The following is a 17579-nucleotide window of genomic DNA, read 5'->3' on the forward strand; positions in this document are numbered from 1 at the left end:
CATCGTCTCCGTTGACTTCAGCCCGCGAAGGCGTCGCAGTAGGCGTCCCAGGGCCGGCCGGTACCAGGCAGGGCGTCCGGGTGGGTACCCATGACTTGCGCGAACGTGGGGTCGCCAGCGCTGCCCGCGAATTTCTTCTCGACGCTGATGGACACCGAGAAGGACAGCATGCACACCGACACCTCGACCGAGATACTGGCGCGGCCAACCGCCTTGCCCGACGCCGTCTCGTAACTGAGTTCGAGGTAGATCTCGATGGACGCGGTGATGAGACCCAGCACGTCGACTTCGCCGCGCGCCCGGAAGTAGCCCGCGAGGAGCGCGCTGGTCTTGCCTGATTCGGTGCGCAACCTGAAGTAGATGCCGGCCATCACCGACACCGAACCGCTCGCGACGCCAAAGTTCAGCTCGACCGCGGCACCGAATTCGAGAGCCGCCTCGAGTTCGCGTACCTCCTGCGGCGTGATGACGATACCGAAGAACCCGCCGCCGGCGAATAGCGAAATTGACAGGCGGAAGGGATTTTCCCGTGTGCTGAACCCGAAGCGCACGGCGATCGACTCGCCGATGAATGGCACCTCGAACGCCGCGGACAGGCTGATGTTGGTCAGCGCGAAGATACCGATCGCCACGCTGGGGATCGGCAGGTCGAACCCGGCGCGGATACCCGAGGCGCTGACGTCGAGATACGGCGGATCACTGAAGCCGTCCATCGGGATGATCGACCGCAGCGTCTCGACGAACGCCAGCGGTCCGCCGAACACGACGCCGTCGGATCTGTCGAATTCGACGTTCACGTCGGTCTTCTGGCCCGGTACCGAGGAGAATTCCAACTTGGCGAAGTGAAGCGTGACGAATGGTGTGTCACCGATCAGGCGCAGCTTGAACGGCGAGATCGCGCACGACACCAGGGCGCTTGGCTCGCCTCCCGGCGTGGTCGGCGCCTGGACGTCCACCGCGACCGTGAGCCTGCCGTTGCCCCCACCGTCCGGAACGAAGATGGAACCGCTCTTCGGCCATGGGCGTAGTTCGGCGGCCCAGTCCAGTCGGCCCCGCATGGTCTCGGGCAGGATGTCACCTGCAGCCGCGCGTGCCACCAGGTCGACGAGCGTGCCGAGTTGGATTGCGCCGGTGCCTAGTTGGTCGGTGAGCCGGTCGACGATGGTGTCGAGTACTTCCCGGTCTGCGCGCAGCGCGGCGGCTTCTCCCGCGATGGCGGGAACGACCGCCGACATGGCCGCAGTCAGCTGCCCCAGCGCGGCAATCGCGGAAGTGCGTCGCGCCTCGACCGACGGCCCGCCGGACGTGGGAGCGAGTGCTGCGAGCGCGGCCGCTCCCGCGGCGGCGGCGGTGGCGGTGGTTTGCAGTTGTGCGGCCGCTGCGCCGGCCGGAAGCTGGACCGCAAGACGTGCGCAGAGGTCCTGCAGCCGTTCGACATTGGTGGCGAACATGGTGGCGGCGTCGAAGCCCTGTGCCACGAATCGAGGCAGCGAGGCGACGTTCAGACCGCTCACGACGAGGTCGCCAAGGCTGACCAGGCCGAACAACTTGGCCGACGACGAGAAGAAGTTCGCGATGTCGAAGTCCGGCGCGCCCCCGCCGGAAAACAGTGCGGCGGGGGGCCCGCCGACCGGACCCAATGCCCGCGAAAGGGCTGTGACGTTCAGCGATGGTGCCACGAACCCGCCGGACCGGTGTGACTGAGTGCCAAAGTCGAGGGCAGCCGGCGACGTCAGTTCCAAGAACACTTCGGTGGGATTCCCGGAGAACTGCGCCTCGATGTACCGGGCCGGGTACTTCACGGTGACGGGGGTGTTCGCGCTGGCCAGCATGTTCATCGCGGGCACCACCGTGTCAGCGGTGCGAAGCTTTGGCTCCCAATGGGTTTGCGCTTGATCGGGCCGCTTGGTGAAGACCCCGATTGGCGCGCCGACGTCGAACGTCATCGATGTGGTGGCCAGGGTGGTGTCGTCGGGTTCGACCGATGGTGCGTAGGCCACCTTCTGCCCGCGTAGGTCGAAGCTGACGGGGCTCGCGTTGAATGCGTTCGACGTGGTCTGGACGGTAGCGGGGTTGGCGTTGTGGTCGTATTCGGCGAACACCAGCGGCCCGTCGAATTCGACCAGCCTGCCCACCAGGTCGACCCCGACCATCTTGAATCGGAACGCCCGTCCGTCGATGCTCGGGACGAACATGAAGCCCGCGATCGACGGCGTCCGGTCGACGGGGCCATCCAGATCGGGTGTTGACTCGGTCGCGATCTGCACCGACGTGAACGGCATCGTCAGGTCGAACGTCGGATCACCGGTGGCGCCGTAGCTACGCATCCGTTCGCGGACCACCACGTACATGCGTTGAAACAGGTACGCAATTCCCGACTTGACCTTGCGCTCGGTGACCTTCACGAGGGAGGCCCGGTGTCCGAACGGCATGAGGAAGCCCGCGTAGACGACCTTGACGAAGCCATCCCGGCCGAGCGCGGCGTGATGCACCCACTCCTCGATCGTCGTGTTGCCCCGCGGTGGGGTGGTGCTGAACGCCGACGATAGCCAGCCGCCCATGGCGGACAGCATCAAGCGGTCGACGTGCACCGACGGTGGCACGTAGCGGCCTCCTGCCGAGTTGGCGAGCCGGAAGTTCGACGATTCGTGGACCAGCATCATCCGATCTCGACTGTTCAGCGGGCTGCGCCACCGAGGCTGATCGTCGGACTGGTCGGGGTTGGGAAACTCCGTTCCGGCGTCCGAGCCGCGCTGCGGTTGTGCGTGGAAGCCGAAGTCGGGTGTCTCGTCGAAGTCTCTCGCCCACACCGCGCGTACGGTCCGGTCGGTCCGTGGACCCTCGTCGATCCCCATGGGGGTGCGGACGCCGAACCGCGTGTGCCACAACTCGACCTGGCCGCTGACCGACTTCGCCGGCAAGGTGGCATGTGCGAATCCCCCCTCGTCGTGTGGGCTCAGCTGCAGCCGGAAGGGAAGCTCGAGCGCGGTTTCGGTGGACGTTGGCGCGCGGGGGGATGGGGGACGCAGATCGACGACCACCTGGGGTATGACGCGCCGGGCGCCGATCGCCTCTGCCGCGAGCCTGCTCAACTCGAACGATCCGAGCGCGACACTGGCGGCGGTGAGCGCTTCGGCGGCCGCGGCGTCGCCGAAGCGGGCTTGGATGACCGCGGCGGCGGCCAGAGTGCGGCCGGCGGTCTGCAGGGTCGCGGAGATGCGACGTAGTGCGTCAGCCCCGAGTGAACCTGCGATTGGTGCGAGCAGGCGGTCGGTTCGGAGGACGATCAGCCCGCCGGCGGAGTCGACCGCGTGTGGCACCACATTCAGCGGCAGGGTTCGCATCGCTGCGAGGAGTCCGGCCGGGGTGTAGGGGACGTGCTCGTCGGTGACCTTGAAGGCCAACCGCGAGCGGGCGGCGATGCGGGTGCGCACCGGTGGGAGAGTCGGTGGTTCGTTACCCAGGGGGGCGGCCGGAGTGCGTGGGAAGGGGATCCCGTCCGCCTTCTCGAAGAACGCCTCCTCGTGCAGATGCTGACCGCTGAAGTGTGCGCACAGATAGCCATCTCGAGCGGCGTCCGTGCGCCGGAGAATTGGGCCGTTCGCTTGGTGATCGATGGAGAGATTGACGAAGGACATCGTGACGTCGAGCAAATCGGTGGAGCGAAATAGTCTGACCCGCGGCAAACTCTCATGAGGGCCGGTTTGACCTGCGGTGAGAAGCGTGTGCGCCAACCGCACTTGAGCAACTGACGACTGAAGAAATCTCGTTATGTCGAGTCGATCGGCACCCACGATGTCCCCCTGCGAGGTGGTGGTGGACGGGTATGTCCCGAATTGTCGACCCACACCGACATTCGAGTTCGACTTTCAACGCATTCGCTCGATATCCACGGCTGGCCCGCTTCTCGGAGAGGCGAGCCGGACCGTCCTGGCAGACTGTGCGTCGGTGGCGCACTATCAGGATGTCCCAGGGGATCTCTACGACGACTTCGACCGACAACGCATGGTGGTCGAGGCGCCGAAGGGTGCTGCCCTGCCGGGGACGGACACCGAACACCGCACCGATTTCGCCAGGGACCGTGCGAGGGTCCTGCACAGCGCCGCGTTCCGTCGGCTGGCCGACAAGACGCAGGTCGTTGGGCCGCGGCAAAGCGAGACGCCCCGCACCCGGTTGACCCACTCGCTGGAGGTGGCCCAAATCGGTCGCGGGATGGCCGTGGGGCTGGGCTGCGACCCCGACCTGGTCGACCTCGCGGGCCTGGCGCACGACATCGGCCACCCGCCCTATGGGCACAACGGGGAGCGGGCGCTCAACGAGCTGGCCGAGGACTTCGGCGGGTTCGAGGGCAACGCCCAGAACTTTCGCATCCTGACCAGAATGGAACCCAAAGTACTTGACCGACAAGGCCTCAGCGCAGGCCTGAACCTCACTCGAGCGGCGCTGGACGCGGTGACGAAGTACCCGTGGTCGCGGTCCCCGAGCAGAAGCAAGTTCGGCTTCTACGCCGACGACGCGGTGGCGGCGACCTGGGTCCGCGAGGGCACGCCCGACCGCAAACCGTGCCTGGAGGCTCAGGTGATGGACTGGGCCGACGACGTCGCGTACTCCGTGCACGACGTCGAGGACGGTGTGGTGTCGGGCCGGATCGACCTGCGCGTGCTCGCCGACGAGGACGCCGTGGCCGAGCTCGGCCGGCTCGGGGCGGCCAGCGGTATGGGCGGCGGTCTCGCTGCGGACGATCTGGTCGCCGCGGCAGAGAGATTGTCGGCGCTTCCGGTGGTCGCCGCCGTCGGCAAGTACGATGGCACCCTCGCCGCGTCGGTGGCACTGAAGACGCTGACCAGCGAGTTCGTCGGCCGATTCGCGTCCGCCGCGATCGCCGCGACCCGCGAGCGGACCGGCCCGGGACCGTTGGTCCGCTATCGCAGTGACCTGTCGGTGCCCGCGACCGTGCGGGCCGAGGTGGTGCTGCTCAAGATCCTCGCGCTGCAGTTCATCATGTCGGATCCGCCACACCTGGATTTGCAGGCGCGGCAACGGGAGCGCATCCACGCCGTGGCCCATTTCTTGGTGGCCGGGGCGCCCGGCACGCTCGACCCCATCTTCGTCCCCGAGTTCAACGCCGCGGCCGACGACGGCGCCCGGCTCCGCGTGATTCTCGACCAGATCGCGTCGTACACCGAGGGGCGAGTGGAGCGGCTCGGGCCGGTCTGAGCGCGCATACACTGGGCCGGTGGCGGCAGCGGGCAGGAGTGATGCAACCCGGGGTGGAAGGATCCCCGACCGGGACATCGCCGCGATTCGCGAGAGCACCCGCATCGAGGACGTCGTCGGCGACTACGTGCAGTTGCGGCGCGCGGGGGCCGATTCGCTGAAGGGGTTGTGCCCATTCCACGACGAGAAGTCGCCGTCGTTCCACGTCCGTCCCAACCACGGCCACTTCCACTGCTTCGGCTGCGGTGAGGGCGGCGACGTCTACGCCTTCCTGCAGAAGATCGAGCACGTCAGCTTCGTCGAGTCGGTCGAGATGCTCGCCGACCGCATCGGCTACACCGTCACCTACACCGGCGCATCGGCCACCAACGTCCAGCGGGACCGCGGCAGCCGCAGTCGGCTGATCGCCGCAAACGCCGCGGCGCAGGCCTTCTACGCCGAGGCGTTGCAGTCGGCCGAGGCCGCGCCCGCCCGGCAGTACCTGCTCGAACGCAACTTCGATGCCGATGCCGCCAAGCTGTTCGGCTGCGGCTTCGCGCCGTCGGGGTGGGACACGCTTACGAAACACTTGCTGCGCAAGGGTTTCGAGTTCAAGGAGCTGGAAGCCGCCGGCCTGTCGCGGGAAGGCCGTCGTGGACCGATGGACCGGTTCCACCGACGGTTGCTGTGGCCCATCCGGGTGTCCAGCGGCGAGGTAATCGGCTTCGGGGCGCGTCGGTTGTTCGACGACGACCAGATGGAGGCGAAGTACGTCAACACCCCCGAGACGGTGCTCTACAAGAAGTCGAACGTCCTCTTCGGGCTCGACCTGGCCAAGCGTGACATCGCCAAGGGGCATCAGGCCGTCGTCGTCGAGGGCTACACGGACGTGATGGCGATGCACATGGCCGGGGTGACGACGGCCGTCGCGTCGTGCGGTACGGCATTCGGTGAGGAACACCTCTCGATGCTGCGGCGACTCATGATGGACGACAACTTCTTTCGCGGTGAGCTGATCTACGTGTTCGACGGTGACGCCGCCGGGCGCGCCGCCGCGGTCAAGGCCTTCGAGGGTGAACAGAACCTCTCCGGGCAGTCCTTCGTCGCGGTCGCGGACGAGGGGATGGATCCGTGCGACCTGCGCTTGAAGTCCGGCGACGGCGCGCTGCGCGACCTAGTGGCGCGACGAACCCCGTTGTTCGAGTTCGTGATTCGTACCGCGCTGGCCGATCACGATCTCGACAGCGCGGAGGGTCGGGTCGACGCGCTACGGCGCTGCGTGCCGATGGCCGCCAGGATCAAGGACCCGACGCTGCGCGACGAGTACGCCCGCCAGCTGGCCGGTTGGGTGGGTTGGGACGACGTCGCCCAGGTGATCGGGCGGGTGCGCGAGACCGCGAAGGCCGGCGGCGCCGCGCCCCGGCGTGACAACCGCCGGGCGGCGAGCACCGCCGCCGGACCCGCCGCCGCCGTGGCCCGGCCGGATCCGCGCGATCCGACGCTGTGGCCGCAGCGCGAGGCGCTGAAGGCGGCGCTGCAGTATCCCGCGATCGCCGGACCCGTCTTCGACACGTTGACCGTCGAGAGCTTCACCCATCCGGGCTACGCCGCGGTGCGCACGGCGATCGCCGCCGCGGGCGGCATGTCCTCCGGCGGATCGGGTGGGCAGTGGATCGACGCGGTGCGCGAGAAGACGGGGTCGGATCAGGCCGCGAACCTGGTGAACGAACTCGGGGTGGAGGCGTTCCGGGTCGACGACGACGAGCGCCTCGCCCGCTACATCGGCGGGGTGCTGGCCAGGTTGCAGGAAGTGTGGGTCGGCAGGCAGATCGCGGAGATGAAGTCCAAGCTGCAGCGCATGTCGCCGGTGGACAACGACGACGAATACAACGCGTTGTTCGGCGATCTGGTCGCCATGGAGACCTACCGCCGCAGCCTCTTGGAACGGGCGAGCGGCGACGACCTTACTGCGTGAACCGGCCCGTCGCGCTATGGTGAGTTCGCTAGAAGACCAATGGAGGGGCCCGACATGATCATTCGAGCACGCCGACTCGTCACCGCGGGAGCGCTGGCCGTAGCCGCCGTCGCCGCGCCGCTCGCCGTCGCCTTCGCCAGTACGACGAGCGACAGTGTCGACGCCGCACCCTGCCTGGCCTGGTACGGCAATAAGGAAGACGGCGTCTGCCTGGGCTACTCGAACGGCAATCCGACCAACATCGGCACTCCGTTCGGCACGTACGGCCCCAACGGGACCGGCGGCATCTCGACGGGCCCGCTGCTGCCCGGCCAGACGTGGCGACAGCCGGTCAGCTAGCGGTTGTTCACCCCGGGTTCCCACACCGCGGTTTGCGCGTCGATCGGCGTCAACGTTCCCACCGTCGAATCGGGTGATACCCGGTCGGCGATCTTTCGGCGTCCGGCATCCAGCACGGCCTTGGTCGCCGGGCTGCTCGTGACCGCCCGGTAGGTGCTGGCGATCTGCTCGTAACGGCGTCGGCCGGCCTTGGCGCCGAAGACGTAGCCGACGGCCATGACGGCGGCGATCCGGATCACGGGGCCCCTCTTCCCTCTAAGTGCATCGTCTCCATCCTGCCTCGTGTCGAGCGGTCGCGGTGGACGGAGGGGCGGTCTGGCACCCCCCGCCCGATACGAAGGTTCAGGAGCCGATGCGCTAAAGTCAACGCTCGGTCCGCGGGCATGTCTCGGGACCGACGAGCAGTCCCCTGTAGCTCAATTGGCAGAGCAGCCGACTGTTAATCGGCAGGTTCGTGGTTCGAGTCCACGCGGGGGAGCTTTCACTATTCGGCGTTCTGCTCCCGGTGTTCGTCGGCGTCGGGGATGTGCTCCGGGTGCAGCATCTCGGCGTAGCGCAGTTGCTCGGGAATCCCGAAACCGTCGACCAGCAGCTCGGCATGTGGGCGCAGCTTGCGGCATCGGTCGTTGATACCCCTCGTCACGGCCTTGGAGCGCTCAGTGGACAGGAATCGATGTTCCACGTACCACGCCTTGTCGTCCTCGATCACCGACAACGCGTAGAGGTCGCACACGAGGCCGAGGATCTCGCGGGCCGCCTCGTCCTCACAGGCGTCGATACCTGCGACGAACGACTCCAGGATGACTCGGTCGATGTGCGCCTTGGCGGCGTGCAACACGTGGTCCTGGACGGCGTTGAACGCGTCGAACGCCGACATCTCCTTGGACTTGCCCTGCAGCCGACGCGCGACGGACGCGAGCATGTACTCCTCGCGATCCTCGAACATCTTTACCTGGGTACCGCGGTTGAACAGCGAGCCCTCCTCCTCGTTGTCCTCGCGGGAGTCGACGATCGTCTGCATGATGGTCTGCGCCGCGGTCCGCTTGATCACCCGCTCGCCGGCGAAGTTCGCCGCGAACCGCACCCACTGCGCGGGGCTCATGCCCTTGACGTCGTCGGCGTAGGCCGTGAGCAGTTCCTTGGCGACCAGCTGCGTGAGAACGTGGTTGTCACCCTCGAACGTGGTGAACACGTCGGTGTCGGCCTTGAGTGCGATCAGCCGGTTCTCAGCGAGATAGCCTGCGCCGCCACATGCTTCGCGCGCCTCCTGGATGGCGCGAGTGGCGTGCCACGTGTGGGCTGCCTTGAGCCCCGCGGCCCGGGATTCGAGTTCCCGCTGCTCCTCGGCATCGGGGTCGTCGGCGGTCTGCAGCTCGTGGCACTTGGCCACCAGCTCGTTCTGGGCGAACTGCAGGGCGTAGGACTTGGCGATCAGGGGGAACAGGCGGCGCTGATGCACCAGGTAGTCCATGATGAGCACCTCATCCTCGGCGCCGGGGGCCTCGAACTGCCTGCGCTGCAAGGCATATCGCGTCGCGATGTCAAGTGCCACCCGCGCCGCGGCGCCGGCGCTGCCGCCGACGGTCACCCGGCCGCGGATGAGGGTGCCGAGCATGGTGAAGAAGCGGCGGCCCTGGTTCTCGATCGGTGAGCTGTAGGTACCGTCCTCGGCGACGTCGGCGTACTTGTTCAGCAGGTTCTCGCGCGGGACCCGCATGTCGTCGAACTGGATGCGGCCGTTGTCGACGCCTGGCAGACCGCCCTTGTACTGGCAGTCCGACGTCGTGACGCCGGGCAGGTCGTTGCCCTCGTCGTCCCGGATGGGCACCACCAGGCAGTGCACGCCGTGGCCCTCGCCGTTGGTGATGAGCTGGGCGAAGACGGCTGCCACCCGGGCCGTGTTCGCGGCGCCGCCGATGTAGTCCTTCCGCGAGGACGGGGTGGGGGAGTCGATGACGAACTCCTGGGTATCGGGGTCATACGTCGCGGTGGTCTCGAGCGCCTGCACGTCGCTGCCGTGCCCGGTCTCGGTCATGGCGAAGCAACCCAGCAACTCCAGATCGATGAGCTTCTTGACGTAGGCCTGGTGGTGGCGCTCGGTGCCGAGATTCTCGATGGCGCCGCCGAACAAACCCCATTGCACGCCGGCTTTCACCATGAGGGACAGGTCCGACATCGCGAGCATCTCGATCTGCGTGACCGCAGCGCCGACGTCACCGTTGCCGCCGTGCTCCTTCTTGAAGCCGTCCTCGGCGGCGCCGTTGGCGGCCATGATCCGCATCTGCTCGGTGACCTTGGTGCGGGCGATGACGGTGTTCGGCGTGTAGTGCGGTCTGAAGACCTCGGAGGAGAGCTCCTGTCGCATGCGGTTCTTCATGTCCCGCCAGCGGCCGTCGAGGGCGTTGCGAACGTGATCTGCGGTGCTCGTCATGTTTTCACGTTAACCCGCGAAAGCGATCGTGAAACTGTGATGTGGCAAACCCAGGTCAACCTCATGGGAACGGGCCGTTCGGCCTCGCGTTGAATCTTCGGCATGACCGCTCCGGACCCCTCGCAGCCGCCGCCCGGGCTGCCCCTCGAGATCGACCATCGGCACGCCGACGTCACGGGCGGCTGGCTAAGGGCCGCCACGTTCGGCGCGATGGACGGGCTGGTGAGCAACACGGCCCTCATCGCCGGTGTCGCAGCCGGCGCGAACGCGGGCGCCGTCGTGGTGTCCGGCGTGGCGGGCCTTCTCGCGGGTGCGTTCTCGATGGCGTTGGGCGAGTACACCTCGGTGACGACGGCCAACGAGCAGATCGAATCCGAGGTGCGGGTCGAGCGACGGTCGTTCAAACGCAATCCCGATGCCGAACGCAATGAGCTCATCGGCATGCTGGTGGCGATGGGGATCACCGAGGAGACGGCCACCGCCGCCACCCACGAGATCCACCGTGACGAGACGCGCGCGCTGAACTTCCACCTCGTCCAGGAGTTGGGCATCGATCCGAACGAGAAGCCGTCGCCGTGGGTGGCGGGCGGCTCGTCGTTCGTGATGTTCGCGATCGGCGCGATCATCCCACTGATCCCGTACCTGTTGGGCTTCACGTCGCTCTGGTTCGGCTTGGCCTGCGGTGGTGCGGGCTTGCTCATTGCCGGCGGGGTGGCCGCCTACTTCACTCGCCGGGCGGTCTGGTTGGGGTCGTTGCGGCAGTTGGCCTTTGGCGGAATTGCGATCGCGGCGACCTACGTCGTGGGGTCTCTGATAGGTGCGTCGGTGGCCTAGGCATCGACGGTGTAACCGCCCCGAAGGTCCTTGTGGGCGGCCGTCAAGATGCGGTTGCACAGCGCGAGCAACTCATCGACGTCGAGGCTCGATTCATCGCCGAGCCGCTTGAGCCACGACGTCTCCTCGTCCCTCAGCTCGGTCCACCGACGCTGTCCTTCGATCACCGTCTGCTCGTCGGGGGTGTCGGTGGTGGCCTTGACCAATTGCTTCTTGCACGTATCGAGTTGCACCAGCGAGTACCCGTGCTCGCGGAATTGGCGGTCCCATTCGTCGAGCATCATTTCGGTGACGTCGCGAACCGGTTCCGCCGCATAGATCAGCAACTCGGCGATCCCGTCGTCCAAACCGAGGCGCGCGCGGAATTCGTAGAGCTGCCGAATGGCTTCGGCCCGTCTGTCGCTTACGCTCACCTCGGCGCCTGCGAGACGCTCGGCACCGCGCTTGACGTGCATGGTCGCCGAGATCAGCGACTTCAGGACAGCCTTCTTGTCATCCCCAGCTCGCTTCTCGTAGTCGAGGCGAAGTTCGTGCGCCCTGTCGTCCCGCTTGTTTCTGGCGTCGATGCGCTTGGTCCAAATCGCCACTGCCGCAGTCGATAGAACGGACACCACCGGTACTAGCGTCGTCGAAACCACCGTCAGCACAGTCATGGTGGTTCAGTCTGCCCGAACCGGCCGCCCCAAATGTGGCTGTCGCCGAGTTCGATTCAGCTGTCGCTGCCGACGGTGAGTGCGGCGGCCTCGTCGCGCGCCTCGTCGTCGGGTGTCTCGATGTCGTCGATGTGGGTCAGGTGCGGCCGGGTCGCGACCAGCACGCCCGCCGCCAACAGCACCGCGGCGGCGCCCACCCAGAACGGCAGGTGGGCGTTGAACCTCTCGCCGAGGACGCCGGCCAGCCACGGCGCGACGGCGCCACCGCCGAAGCGCAGGAAGCTGTAGGCCGCCGACGCGACTCCGCGTTCGACGGGGGCGGCCTTCATGACGGTCTCGGTGATGAGCGTGTTGTTGACGCCGATGAACAGGCCCGCGATCACGACGCACGTCGCCAGGACGGTCTTGCTGTCGGCGCCGACCGCCATCACGGCCAGGAGCGCGGAGAACGCCAGCAGGTTGAGGATCAGCACGCGCACGGTGCCGAACTGGTGCTGCAGTCGCGGTGCCACGACCACCGAGGTGAACGCCAGGGCCAGGCCCCAGCCGAAGAAGATCAGCCCAATCTGATGGGCGTTCATGTCGAGCGGGAACGGCGTGAACGCCAGCAGCGTGAAGAAGCCGAAGTTGTACAGCAGCGCGGTGATTCCCACGCCGAGCAGGCCGCGATGACGCAGCGCGCGCAGCGGATCGGCCAGGCTGGTGGCGCGCGTAGCGGGAGGCGTCGAGGGCAGCAGGAACGTGGTGACCACCAGGGCGACGGCCATCAGGGCGGACACGCCGAAGAACGGTCCGCGCCAGGAGATCGAGCCGAGCACGCCGCCGACCAGCGGGCCCACGGCGATGCCCACCCCCAGCGCGGCCTCGTAGAGGATGATCGCCTGCGCCACGGAACCGCGGGCCGAGTTGACGATGGTCGCCAACGCGGTCGCGATGAAGAGGGCATTGCCCAGGCCCCACAGCGCGCGCCACCCGACGATGCCCATGACCGTGTCGGACATCCCGGCCAGGCCAGCGCCGACGATGATGATCACCAGTCCGATCAGCAGCGTGCGCTTGGGTCCAATCCGGCTGGACACCACGCCGGTGATGAGCATCGCGACGCCCATGACGGCCATGTAGCTGGTGAACAGCAACGAGACCTGCGACGGTGTGGCGTCCAGGTTGTCGGCGATGGGCTTGAGGATCGGATCCACCAGGCCGATGCCCATGAAGGCGACGACGGAGGCGAACGCGACGGCCCAGACGGCCTTGGGTTGGCGCCACATGGGCGGCTGCTCCTCTTCGTAGTGGGTGTTCTAGTGGTCGCGGGCGTCGTCGAGGATCGCGCGCATGACGCGAACGGCCTCGGTAAGCGACTCGCGGTCGGCCGGACCCAGGCGGTCCAGGTACGGGTCGACGACGGCGCCACGGTCGGCGCGCACGCGAGCCAGGACTTCCCGGCCCCGCGGGGTGATGCTGATCAGCACGGCGCGAGCGTCGACCGGATCGGTGATGCGAGACACCAGACCGCCATCCTCGAGGCGACGGACCTGCATGGTCATCGTCGGCTGTGAACAGTGATCGAAGGCGGCGAGGTCGGAGATGCGCGCCGCGCCCTGGTCCTCGATCGTCGACAGCAGTCGGGCTTGGGCGTACGGCAATTCCAACTTGACGCGTTGCGTCGCGAGTCGATTGAGCCGGGCTACCACGGACAGCAGATCCCCGGCGAGCGAGGTGTCGGCAGTGGGTGGCGTCGGAGGCGGAAGGGCCATGCTTGCGAGTTTACATAGGAGTCCTATGTACATCAACGCGGGCCGATCGTGGCGATGGTCACCACCGCGTGAGAATTCTCCTCACACGCAACTGGCAGAATCGTGAAATGGTCCGGACCGGTAGCGCGACCGGCGGCGGCGTGCCTCGACGGGCTGGCTCGATGAAACCCGACGAGTTGGCGCACGCCGCCGTGATGGCGGCATTGTGCGCCGCTACCGCGATCATCGCGGTGGTCGTCCCTTTCGCCGCAGGTCTCTCGGTACTCGGCACGGTCCCCATGGCACTTCTGGCGTACCGGCATCGCTTCCGGGTGCTCTTCGCCGCCCTCGTCGCCGGCGGCATCATCGCCTTCCTGATCGCCGGGTTCGGTGGTCTGATGACGGTCGTCAACTGCGCCTACATCGGCGGTCTGGTCGGGACGGTCAAGCGCCGTGGGCGCGGCACGGCGACGCTCAGCGTCGCGGCGGTGCTCGCGGGCGCGGCGTTCGGCGTGGTCGGCGTCGGTTTCCTGATGATCTTCTACCGCATCCGCGACCTGATCTTCGAGTCGATCACCGCCAACGTCAACGGCGTGGCGGCGATCCTCGAGCGCATCGCCGGCCTCGACACCGCCGCGGAGCGACTCCGGGACGACTTCGCGACGGTGCTGACCTACTGGCCCGTGCTCATCATCGGCTCGAGCATCCTCAGCATCGGCTCCGTCACCCTCGTCGGCTGGTGGGCGCTGTCGCGAGTGCTCGCGCGCCTCTCGGGCGTCCCCGACGTGCACAAGCTCGACGGCGTCGACGCTGCCGGTGCGCCCATCGGCCCGGTGCCCGCCCACTTCCGCGACGTCCGATTCCGGTACGACGGCGCCGGTCACGATGCGCTCGGACCGGTGTCGCTGACCATCGACGAGGGTGAACACGTGGCCGTCACCGGCCCCAACGGGTCGGGGAAGACGACGCTCATGCTCCTGCTGTCGGGCCGTCCCCCGACCGCAGGCACCGTGGACCGGCCGGGAGCGGTCGGCCTCGGACGCGTCGGCGGCACCGCGGTCGTGATGCAGCACCCGGAGAGCCAGATCCTCGGCACACGCGTCGCCGACGACGTCGTGTTCGGGCTTCCGCCCGGTGCCGTCACCGACGTCGAGCGACTGCTCGGCGAGGTCGGGCTCGACGGGCTGGCCGAACGCGACACCGGCGGATTGTCGGGCGGCGAACTCCAACGCCTCGCCGTGGCAGCCGCGCTGGCGCGGGAGCCGTCGCTGCTGATCGCCGACGAGGTCACCAGCATGGTCGACCAGCAGGGCCGCGAGGCGCTCGTCGCCGTGCTGTCGGGGCTGACCAAGAGGCACCGGATGTCGCTGGTGCACATCACGCACTACAACGACGAGGCGGCCTCGGCCGACCGCGTCATCGACCTCACGGGCAGCGGTGGCGCCGCGGACAACGTCGAGATGGTCGACACTGCACCGGCGCCTGCACCCACCAGCGCGAAGACCCACCGCGGCGGGTCACCGCTGCTGGAGCTCCACGGCGTCGGACACGAGTACGGGCAGGGAACGCCGTGGGCGTCGACCGCGCTGCGTGACATCGACCTCGTCGTCAACGAGGGTGACGGCGTCCTGATCCACGGGCTCAACGGGTCGGGCAAGTCGACGCTGGCGTGGATCATGGCGGGCCTGGTGACCCCATCGTCCGGCACCTGCCTGCTGGACGGTCAGCCGGTCGCCGAACAAGCTGGCGCCGTTGCCATTTCGTTCCAGGCGGCCAGGTTGCAGTTGATGCGCGGGCGCGTCGACATGGAGATCGCGTCCGCCGCCGGCCTGGACTACTTCGACCACTCGCAGATCGTCGCGGCGCTGGCCATGGTGGGGCTCGACCCGGCCATCGGGCTGCGGCGCATCGATCAGCTCAGCGGCGGGCAGATGCGCCGGGTGGTGCTGGCCGGGCTGCTGGCGCGCAAGCCGCGGGTGCTGATCCTCGACGAACCGCTCGCCGGTCTGGACGCGGCGAGTCAGCGCGGGCTGCTCGGGCTGCTCTCCGCGCTGCGCCGGGACGCCGGGCTGACCGTCATCGTCATCTCCCACGACTTCTCCGGTCTCGAAGAGCTCTGCCCGCGGACGTTGCATCTGCGCGACGGCGCCGTCATGCCCGCCCCCACGACCGCAGGAGACATCGCGTGACCGCGCCCCGTCGCCGCCAATCCCGACCCGTCGTGCTGCTGCGACCGGTTCCGGGCCGCAGCGCGATCCACGAACTGTGGGCGGGTACGAAGCTGCTCGCCGTCGCCGTCATCGGCGTCCTGTTGACGCTCTATCCAGGCTGGGTGCCCATCGCGTTGATCGGCGCCCTCGTCCTGGTGACGGCGAGGATCGCCCGCATTCCGCGTGGCGTGCTGCCGTCGGTGCCTCGCTGGCTGTGGGGATTGCTGTTCCTGGGCGGGCTGACGGCGTCGTTTGCCGGGGGGAGTCCGCACATCGTCGTCGCGTCGGTCGACCTCGGGCTCGGCGGGCTGCTGAAATTCCTGCAGATCACGGTGCTGTCGATCGTTCTGCTCGGGCTCGGCGGGTTGATCTCGTGGACCACGAACGTCGCCGAGATCGCGCCTGCGGTGGCGAAGATCGGCAGACCGCTGCGGTGGTTCAAACTTCCGGTCGACGACTGGGCGGTGACGCTTTCGCTTGCGCTGCGGGCGTTTCCGATGCTGATCGACGAATTCCGCGTGCTGGTGGCCGCTCGAAAGCTCAGACCCCGCGATGTCGCGACCACGGGGCGGGAACGTCGGAACCGCGTGTTCGGGGAGATCGTGGACCTGCTGGCCGCCGCCGTCACCGTGACCCTGCGTCGCGCCGACGAGATGGGTGACGCGATCACCGCGCGCGGTGGTGCCGGTCAGATCTCCGCCCTGCCGTCCCGACCGGGATGGAACGACGCCGTCGCCGGTGCGGTGATCATCGGATTGTCTGCGGTGTCGGTCTACGTCGAGCTGTTCAGCCCACTGGCGACCAGCACCTAGCAGCTAGTTGCTCGACGGCGGTGATTCCGGCTGGAAGGGTTGGTACCACCACCAGTCGGCGCGTTCGCCGGTCGGTCCGCGACAGGGTGCGACCCGTGGTGGGGGTCGGGTTGGTGGGCGGGCCAGCGATCCCGCGGTGAGTGCTCGGCCCTGGGCGTCGGTGACGACGAGGTGGTGGGCGGGTCCGGTGAGGGTGATGATCCCCCGGTGATGGAGGCGGTGGTGGTGCGGGCACACCAGGACCAGGTTGGCCAGCTCGGTGCGCCCGCCGTCCTCCCAGTGCCGAAGGTGGTGGGCGTGCAGACCGCGGGTGGCCCCGCAGCCGGGGACCACGCAGCAGCGGTCACGATGCTCCAACGCCCGGCGCAGCCGGCGACTGATCAGCCGGGTCTCCCGGCCCGCCCCGATCGGCTGGCCGTGGCGCTCGAACCACACCTCGCAGGTGGCGTCACAGGTCAGGTAGCGGCGGTCGGCGTCAGACAGCAGCGGACCCAGATGCAGCGCGGCGATGCGCTGCTCGACGTCCAGATGCACCACCACGGTGGTGCGCTGTCCGTGCGGGCGCCGCGCCACGTCGGTGTCCCACCCCGCCTCGACCAGGCTCAGGAACCCGTCGATGGTGCTCGGCACCGGCGGGCATTGCCCACCGGCGCCGTCGGGGTGGTCGCGTTTCCACTGGGCGATCAGGGCGTCGGTGTGGGAGTTCACCGCCGCGTCGAACGTCGCCGCCTCCGCGTGGGGCAGGGTGATCTTCCACGTGGTGGTGCCGTCGTGGTTGTCGGTGCGGGTGAACGACCGTTCCGGCTCCGGCTCGGGGTCGGGTGGTTCGGGGCGGGGTTCTTGTCTCACCGCGGTCCGGATCTGGCTGACCGTGGCGGTGGCCGCAAACTGGGCGTAGTGCGCATCGGATCCGGTGGCCGCGCCTCTGGCGATGACGCCGACCTGATCCAGCGACAGTCGGCCTTCCTGCATCCCGGCCACACACCGGGGGAATTCCTCGAGGCGTTCGGCGACGGTGGCGATGGTCTCCGCGTTGGCCGGGGTCACTCCGGTCTTCCACGCCACCAACGCCGGGACCGAGCGGCACCCGGTGGCACCCCACAACTCGTCACGGTGTATTTCGGCCACGATCTCCACGATCCGGCCGTCGATCGCATTGCGCTGACCGGTCAACTCCGCCAACTCCTCGAACAACACCTCCAACCGCTCACAGGGAGCGAGAACGGGTGCGGTCGACGACATGACGTCATCATCACAGAGGGGTACGACAAGCATCCTCGCGCTGATCGGCGATCTCGCGTGGACCAGAGGCACACCCTCGAGTCATTGGCGCAATGGTCTGGCCTCAGGCCGCGACGCCGGCCCGGCAGACGGGTCGCGTCATCACGGTGCCACT

13 protein-coding genes and 1 tRNA gene are annotated in these 17579 nt (G+C 67.9%); 7 read left to right on the forward strand and 7 right to left on the reverse strand.

Annotated elements, in window-relative coordinates:
• Positions 1-17: 17 nt before the first annotated feature.
• Positions 18-3638 carry a hypothetical protein gene (locus tag QUE68_RS09945; protein ID WP_286275543.1) on the reverse strand — a complete coding sequence of 1207 codons (3621 nt, stop codon included), beginning with the start codon at positions 3636-3638 and terminating at the stop codon, positions 18-20.
• 367 nt (positions 3639-4005) lie between these two features.
• Here QUE68_RS09945 and QUE68_RS09950 point away from each other — a divergent pair, with 367 nt between their 5' ends.
• Genes QUE68_RS09950 through QUE68_RS09960 form a run of 3 tightly spaced genes read left to right on the forward strand, consistent with a single transcriptional unit; the run spans position 4006 to position 7510 of the window.
• Complete coding sequence (locus QUE68_RS09950) at positions 4006-5217, forward strand: deoxyguanosinetriphosphate triphosphohydrolase (protein ID WP_286275787.1); 1212 nt, start codon at positions 4006-4008, stop codon at positions 5215-5217.
• A gap of 19 nt (positions 5218-5236) precedes the next feature.
• Positions 5237-7171 (forward strand): DNA primase, encoded by a 1935-nt coding sequence (gene dnaG, locus QUE68_RS09955; RefSeq protein WP_284225877.1) that lies wholly within the window; start codon positions 5237-5239, stop codon positions 7169-7171.
• A 54-nt stretch (positions 7172-7225) separates the two neighbouring features.
• Entirely contained in the window at positions 7226-7510 is a 285-nt protein-coding gene (locus QUE68_RS09960) for a DUF7155 family protein (protein WP_286275544.1), read from the forward strand.
• Here the strand turns inward: QUE68_RS09960 and QUE68_RS09965 are convergent.
• The gene (locus QUE68_RS09965) at positions 7507-7749 is read right to left on the reverse strand and encodes a hypothetical protein (RefSeq protein WP_284225881.1); all 243 of its coding nucleotides are present in this window, start codon (positions 7747-7749) and stop codon (positions 7507-7509) included. The genes QUE68_RS09960 and QUE68_RS09965 overlap by 4 nt on opposite strands.
• A gap of 166 nt (positions 7750-7915) precedes the next feature.
• Between QUE68_RS09965 and QUE68_RS09970 the strand changes: the two genes are divergently transcribed.
• Positions 7916-7988, forward strand: a tRNA-Asn gene (locus tag QUE68_RS09970).
• 6 nt (positions 7989-7994) lie between these two features.
• On the opposite strand, the gene QUE68_RS09975 is transcribed toward QUE68_RS09970, so the two are convergent.
• Entirely contained in the window at positions 7995-9941 is a 1947-nt protein-coding gene (locus QUE68_RS09975) for an acyl-CoA dehydrogenase family protein (protein ID WP_286275545.1), read from the reverse strand.
• 102 nt (positions 9942-10043) lie between these two features.
• Between QUE68_RS09975 and QUE68_RS09980 the strand changes: the two genes are divergently transcribed.
• On the forward strand, positions 10044-10775 hold the full coding sequence (locus tag QUE68_RS09980; RefSeq protein ID WP_286275546.1) for a VIT1/CCC1 transporter family protein: 732 nt from the start codon (positions 10044-10046) through the stop codon (positions 10773-10775).
• On the opposite strand, the gene QUE68_RS09985 is transcribed toward QUE68_RS09980, so the two are convergent.
• From QUE68_RS09985 to QUE68_RS09995, 3 genes are read right to left on the reverse strand one after another with little or no spacing between them, the layout of a single operon-like run.
• Positions 10772-11428: a hypothetical protein gene (locus QUE68_RS09985; RefSeq protein ID WP_284233767.1), complete on the reverse strand. Its 657-nt coding sequence runs from the start codon at positions 11426-11428 to the stop codon at positions 10772-10774. The genes QUE68_RS09980 and QUE68_RS09985 overlap by 4 nt on opposite strands.
• Before the next feature lie 56 nt (positions 11429-11484).
• Positions 11485-12696: an MFS transporter gene (locus QUE68_RS09990; RefSeq protein ID WP_286275547.1), complete on the reverse strand. Its 1212-nt coding sequence runs from the start codon at positions 12694-12696 to the stop codon at positions 11485-11487.
• A gap of 30 nt (positions 12697-12726) precedes the next feature.
• Positions 12727-13182: a MarR family winged helix-turn-helix transcriptional regulator gene (locus tag QUE68_RS09995; RefSeq protein ID WP_284225890.1), complete on the reverse strand. Its 456-nt coding sequence runs from the start codon at positions 13180-13182 to the stop codon at positions 12727-12729.
• A gap of 107 nt (positions 13183-13289) precedes the next feature.
• Here QUE68_RS09995 and QUE68_RS10000 point away from each other — a divergent pair, with 107 nt between their 5' ends.
• Positions 13290-15350, forward strand: a complete 2061-nt coding sequence (locus tag QUE68_RS10000) for a DUF2232 domain-containing protein (protein ID WP_284233768.1) — start codon at positions 13290-13292, stop codon at positions 15348-15350.
• On the forward strand, positions 15347-16183 hold the full coding sequence (locus QUE68_RS10005; RefSeq protein ID WP_284233770.1) for a CbiQ family ECF transporter T component: 837 nt from the start codon (positions 15347-15349) through the stop codon (positions 16181-16183). Before QUE68_RS10000 ends, QUE68_RS10005 begins: the two co-directional genes overlap by 4 nt.
• 3 nt (positions 16184-16186) lie before the next feature.
• Here the strand turns inward: QUE68_RS10005 and QUE68_RS10010 are convergent, their stop codons facing one another.
• Positions 16187-17425 (reverse strand): HNH endonuclease signature motif containing protein, encoded by a 1239-nt coding sequence (locus tag QUE68_RS10010; protein ID WP_284233773.1) that lies wholly within the window; start codon positions 17423-17425, stop codon positions 16187-16189.
• Positions 17426-17579 lie beyond the last annotated feature (154 nt).

Source organism: Mycolicibacterium sp. TUM20985, assembly GCF_030295745.1.
GTDB lineage: Bacteria > Actinomycetota > Actinomycetes > Mycobacteriales > Mycobacteriaceae > Mycobacterium.

Coding starts and splice junctions, on each gene's coding strand:
- QUE68_RS09945 (WP_286275543.1), bottom strand. CDS start 3,638: ATGTCCTTCGTCAATCTCTCCATCGATCACCAAGCGAACGGCCCAATT.
- QUE68_RS09950 (WP_286275787.1), top strand. CDS start 4,006: ATGGTGGTCGAGGCGCCGAAGGGTGCTGCCCTGCCGGGGACGGACACC.
- QUE68_RS09960 (WP_286275544.1), top strand. CDS start 7,226: ATGATCATTCGAGCACGCCGACTCGTCACCGCGGGAGCGCTGGCCGTA.
- QUE68_RS09975 (WP_286275545.1), bottom strand. CDS start 9,941: ATGACGAGCACCGCAGATCACGTTCGCAACGCCCTCGACGGCCGCTGG.
- QUE68_RS09980 (WP_286275546.1), top strand. CDS start 10,044: ATGACCGCTCCGGACCCCTCGCAGCCGCCGCCCGGGCTGCCCCTCGAG.
- QUE68_RS09985 (WP_284233767.1), bottom strand. CDS start 11,428: ATGACTGTGCTGACGGTGGTTTCGACGACGCTAGTACCGGTGGTGTCC.
- QUE68_RS09990 (WP_286275547.1), bottom strand. CDS start 12,696: ATGTGGCGCCAACCCAAGGCCGTCTGGGCCGTCGCGTTCGCCTCCGTC.
- QUE68_RS09995 (WP_284225890.1), bottom strand. CDS start 13,182: ATGGCCCTTCCGCCTCCGACGCCACCCACTGCCGACACCTCGCTCGCC.
- QUE68_RS10000 (WP_284233768.1), top strand. CDS start 13,290: ATGGTCCGGACCGGTAGCGCGACCGGCGGCGGCGTGCCTCGACGGGCT.
- QUE68_RS10010 (WP_284233773.1), bottom strand. CDS start 17,425: ATGTCGTCGACCGCACCCGTTCTCGCTCCCTGTGAGCGGTTGGAGGTG.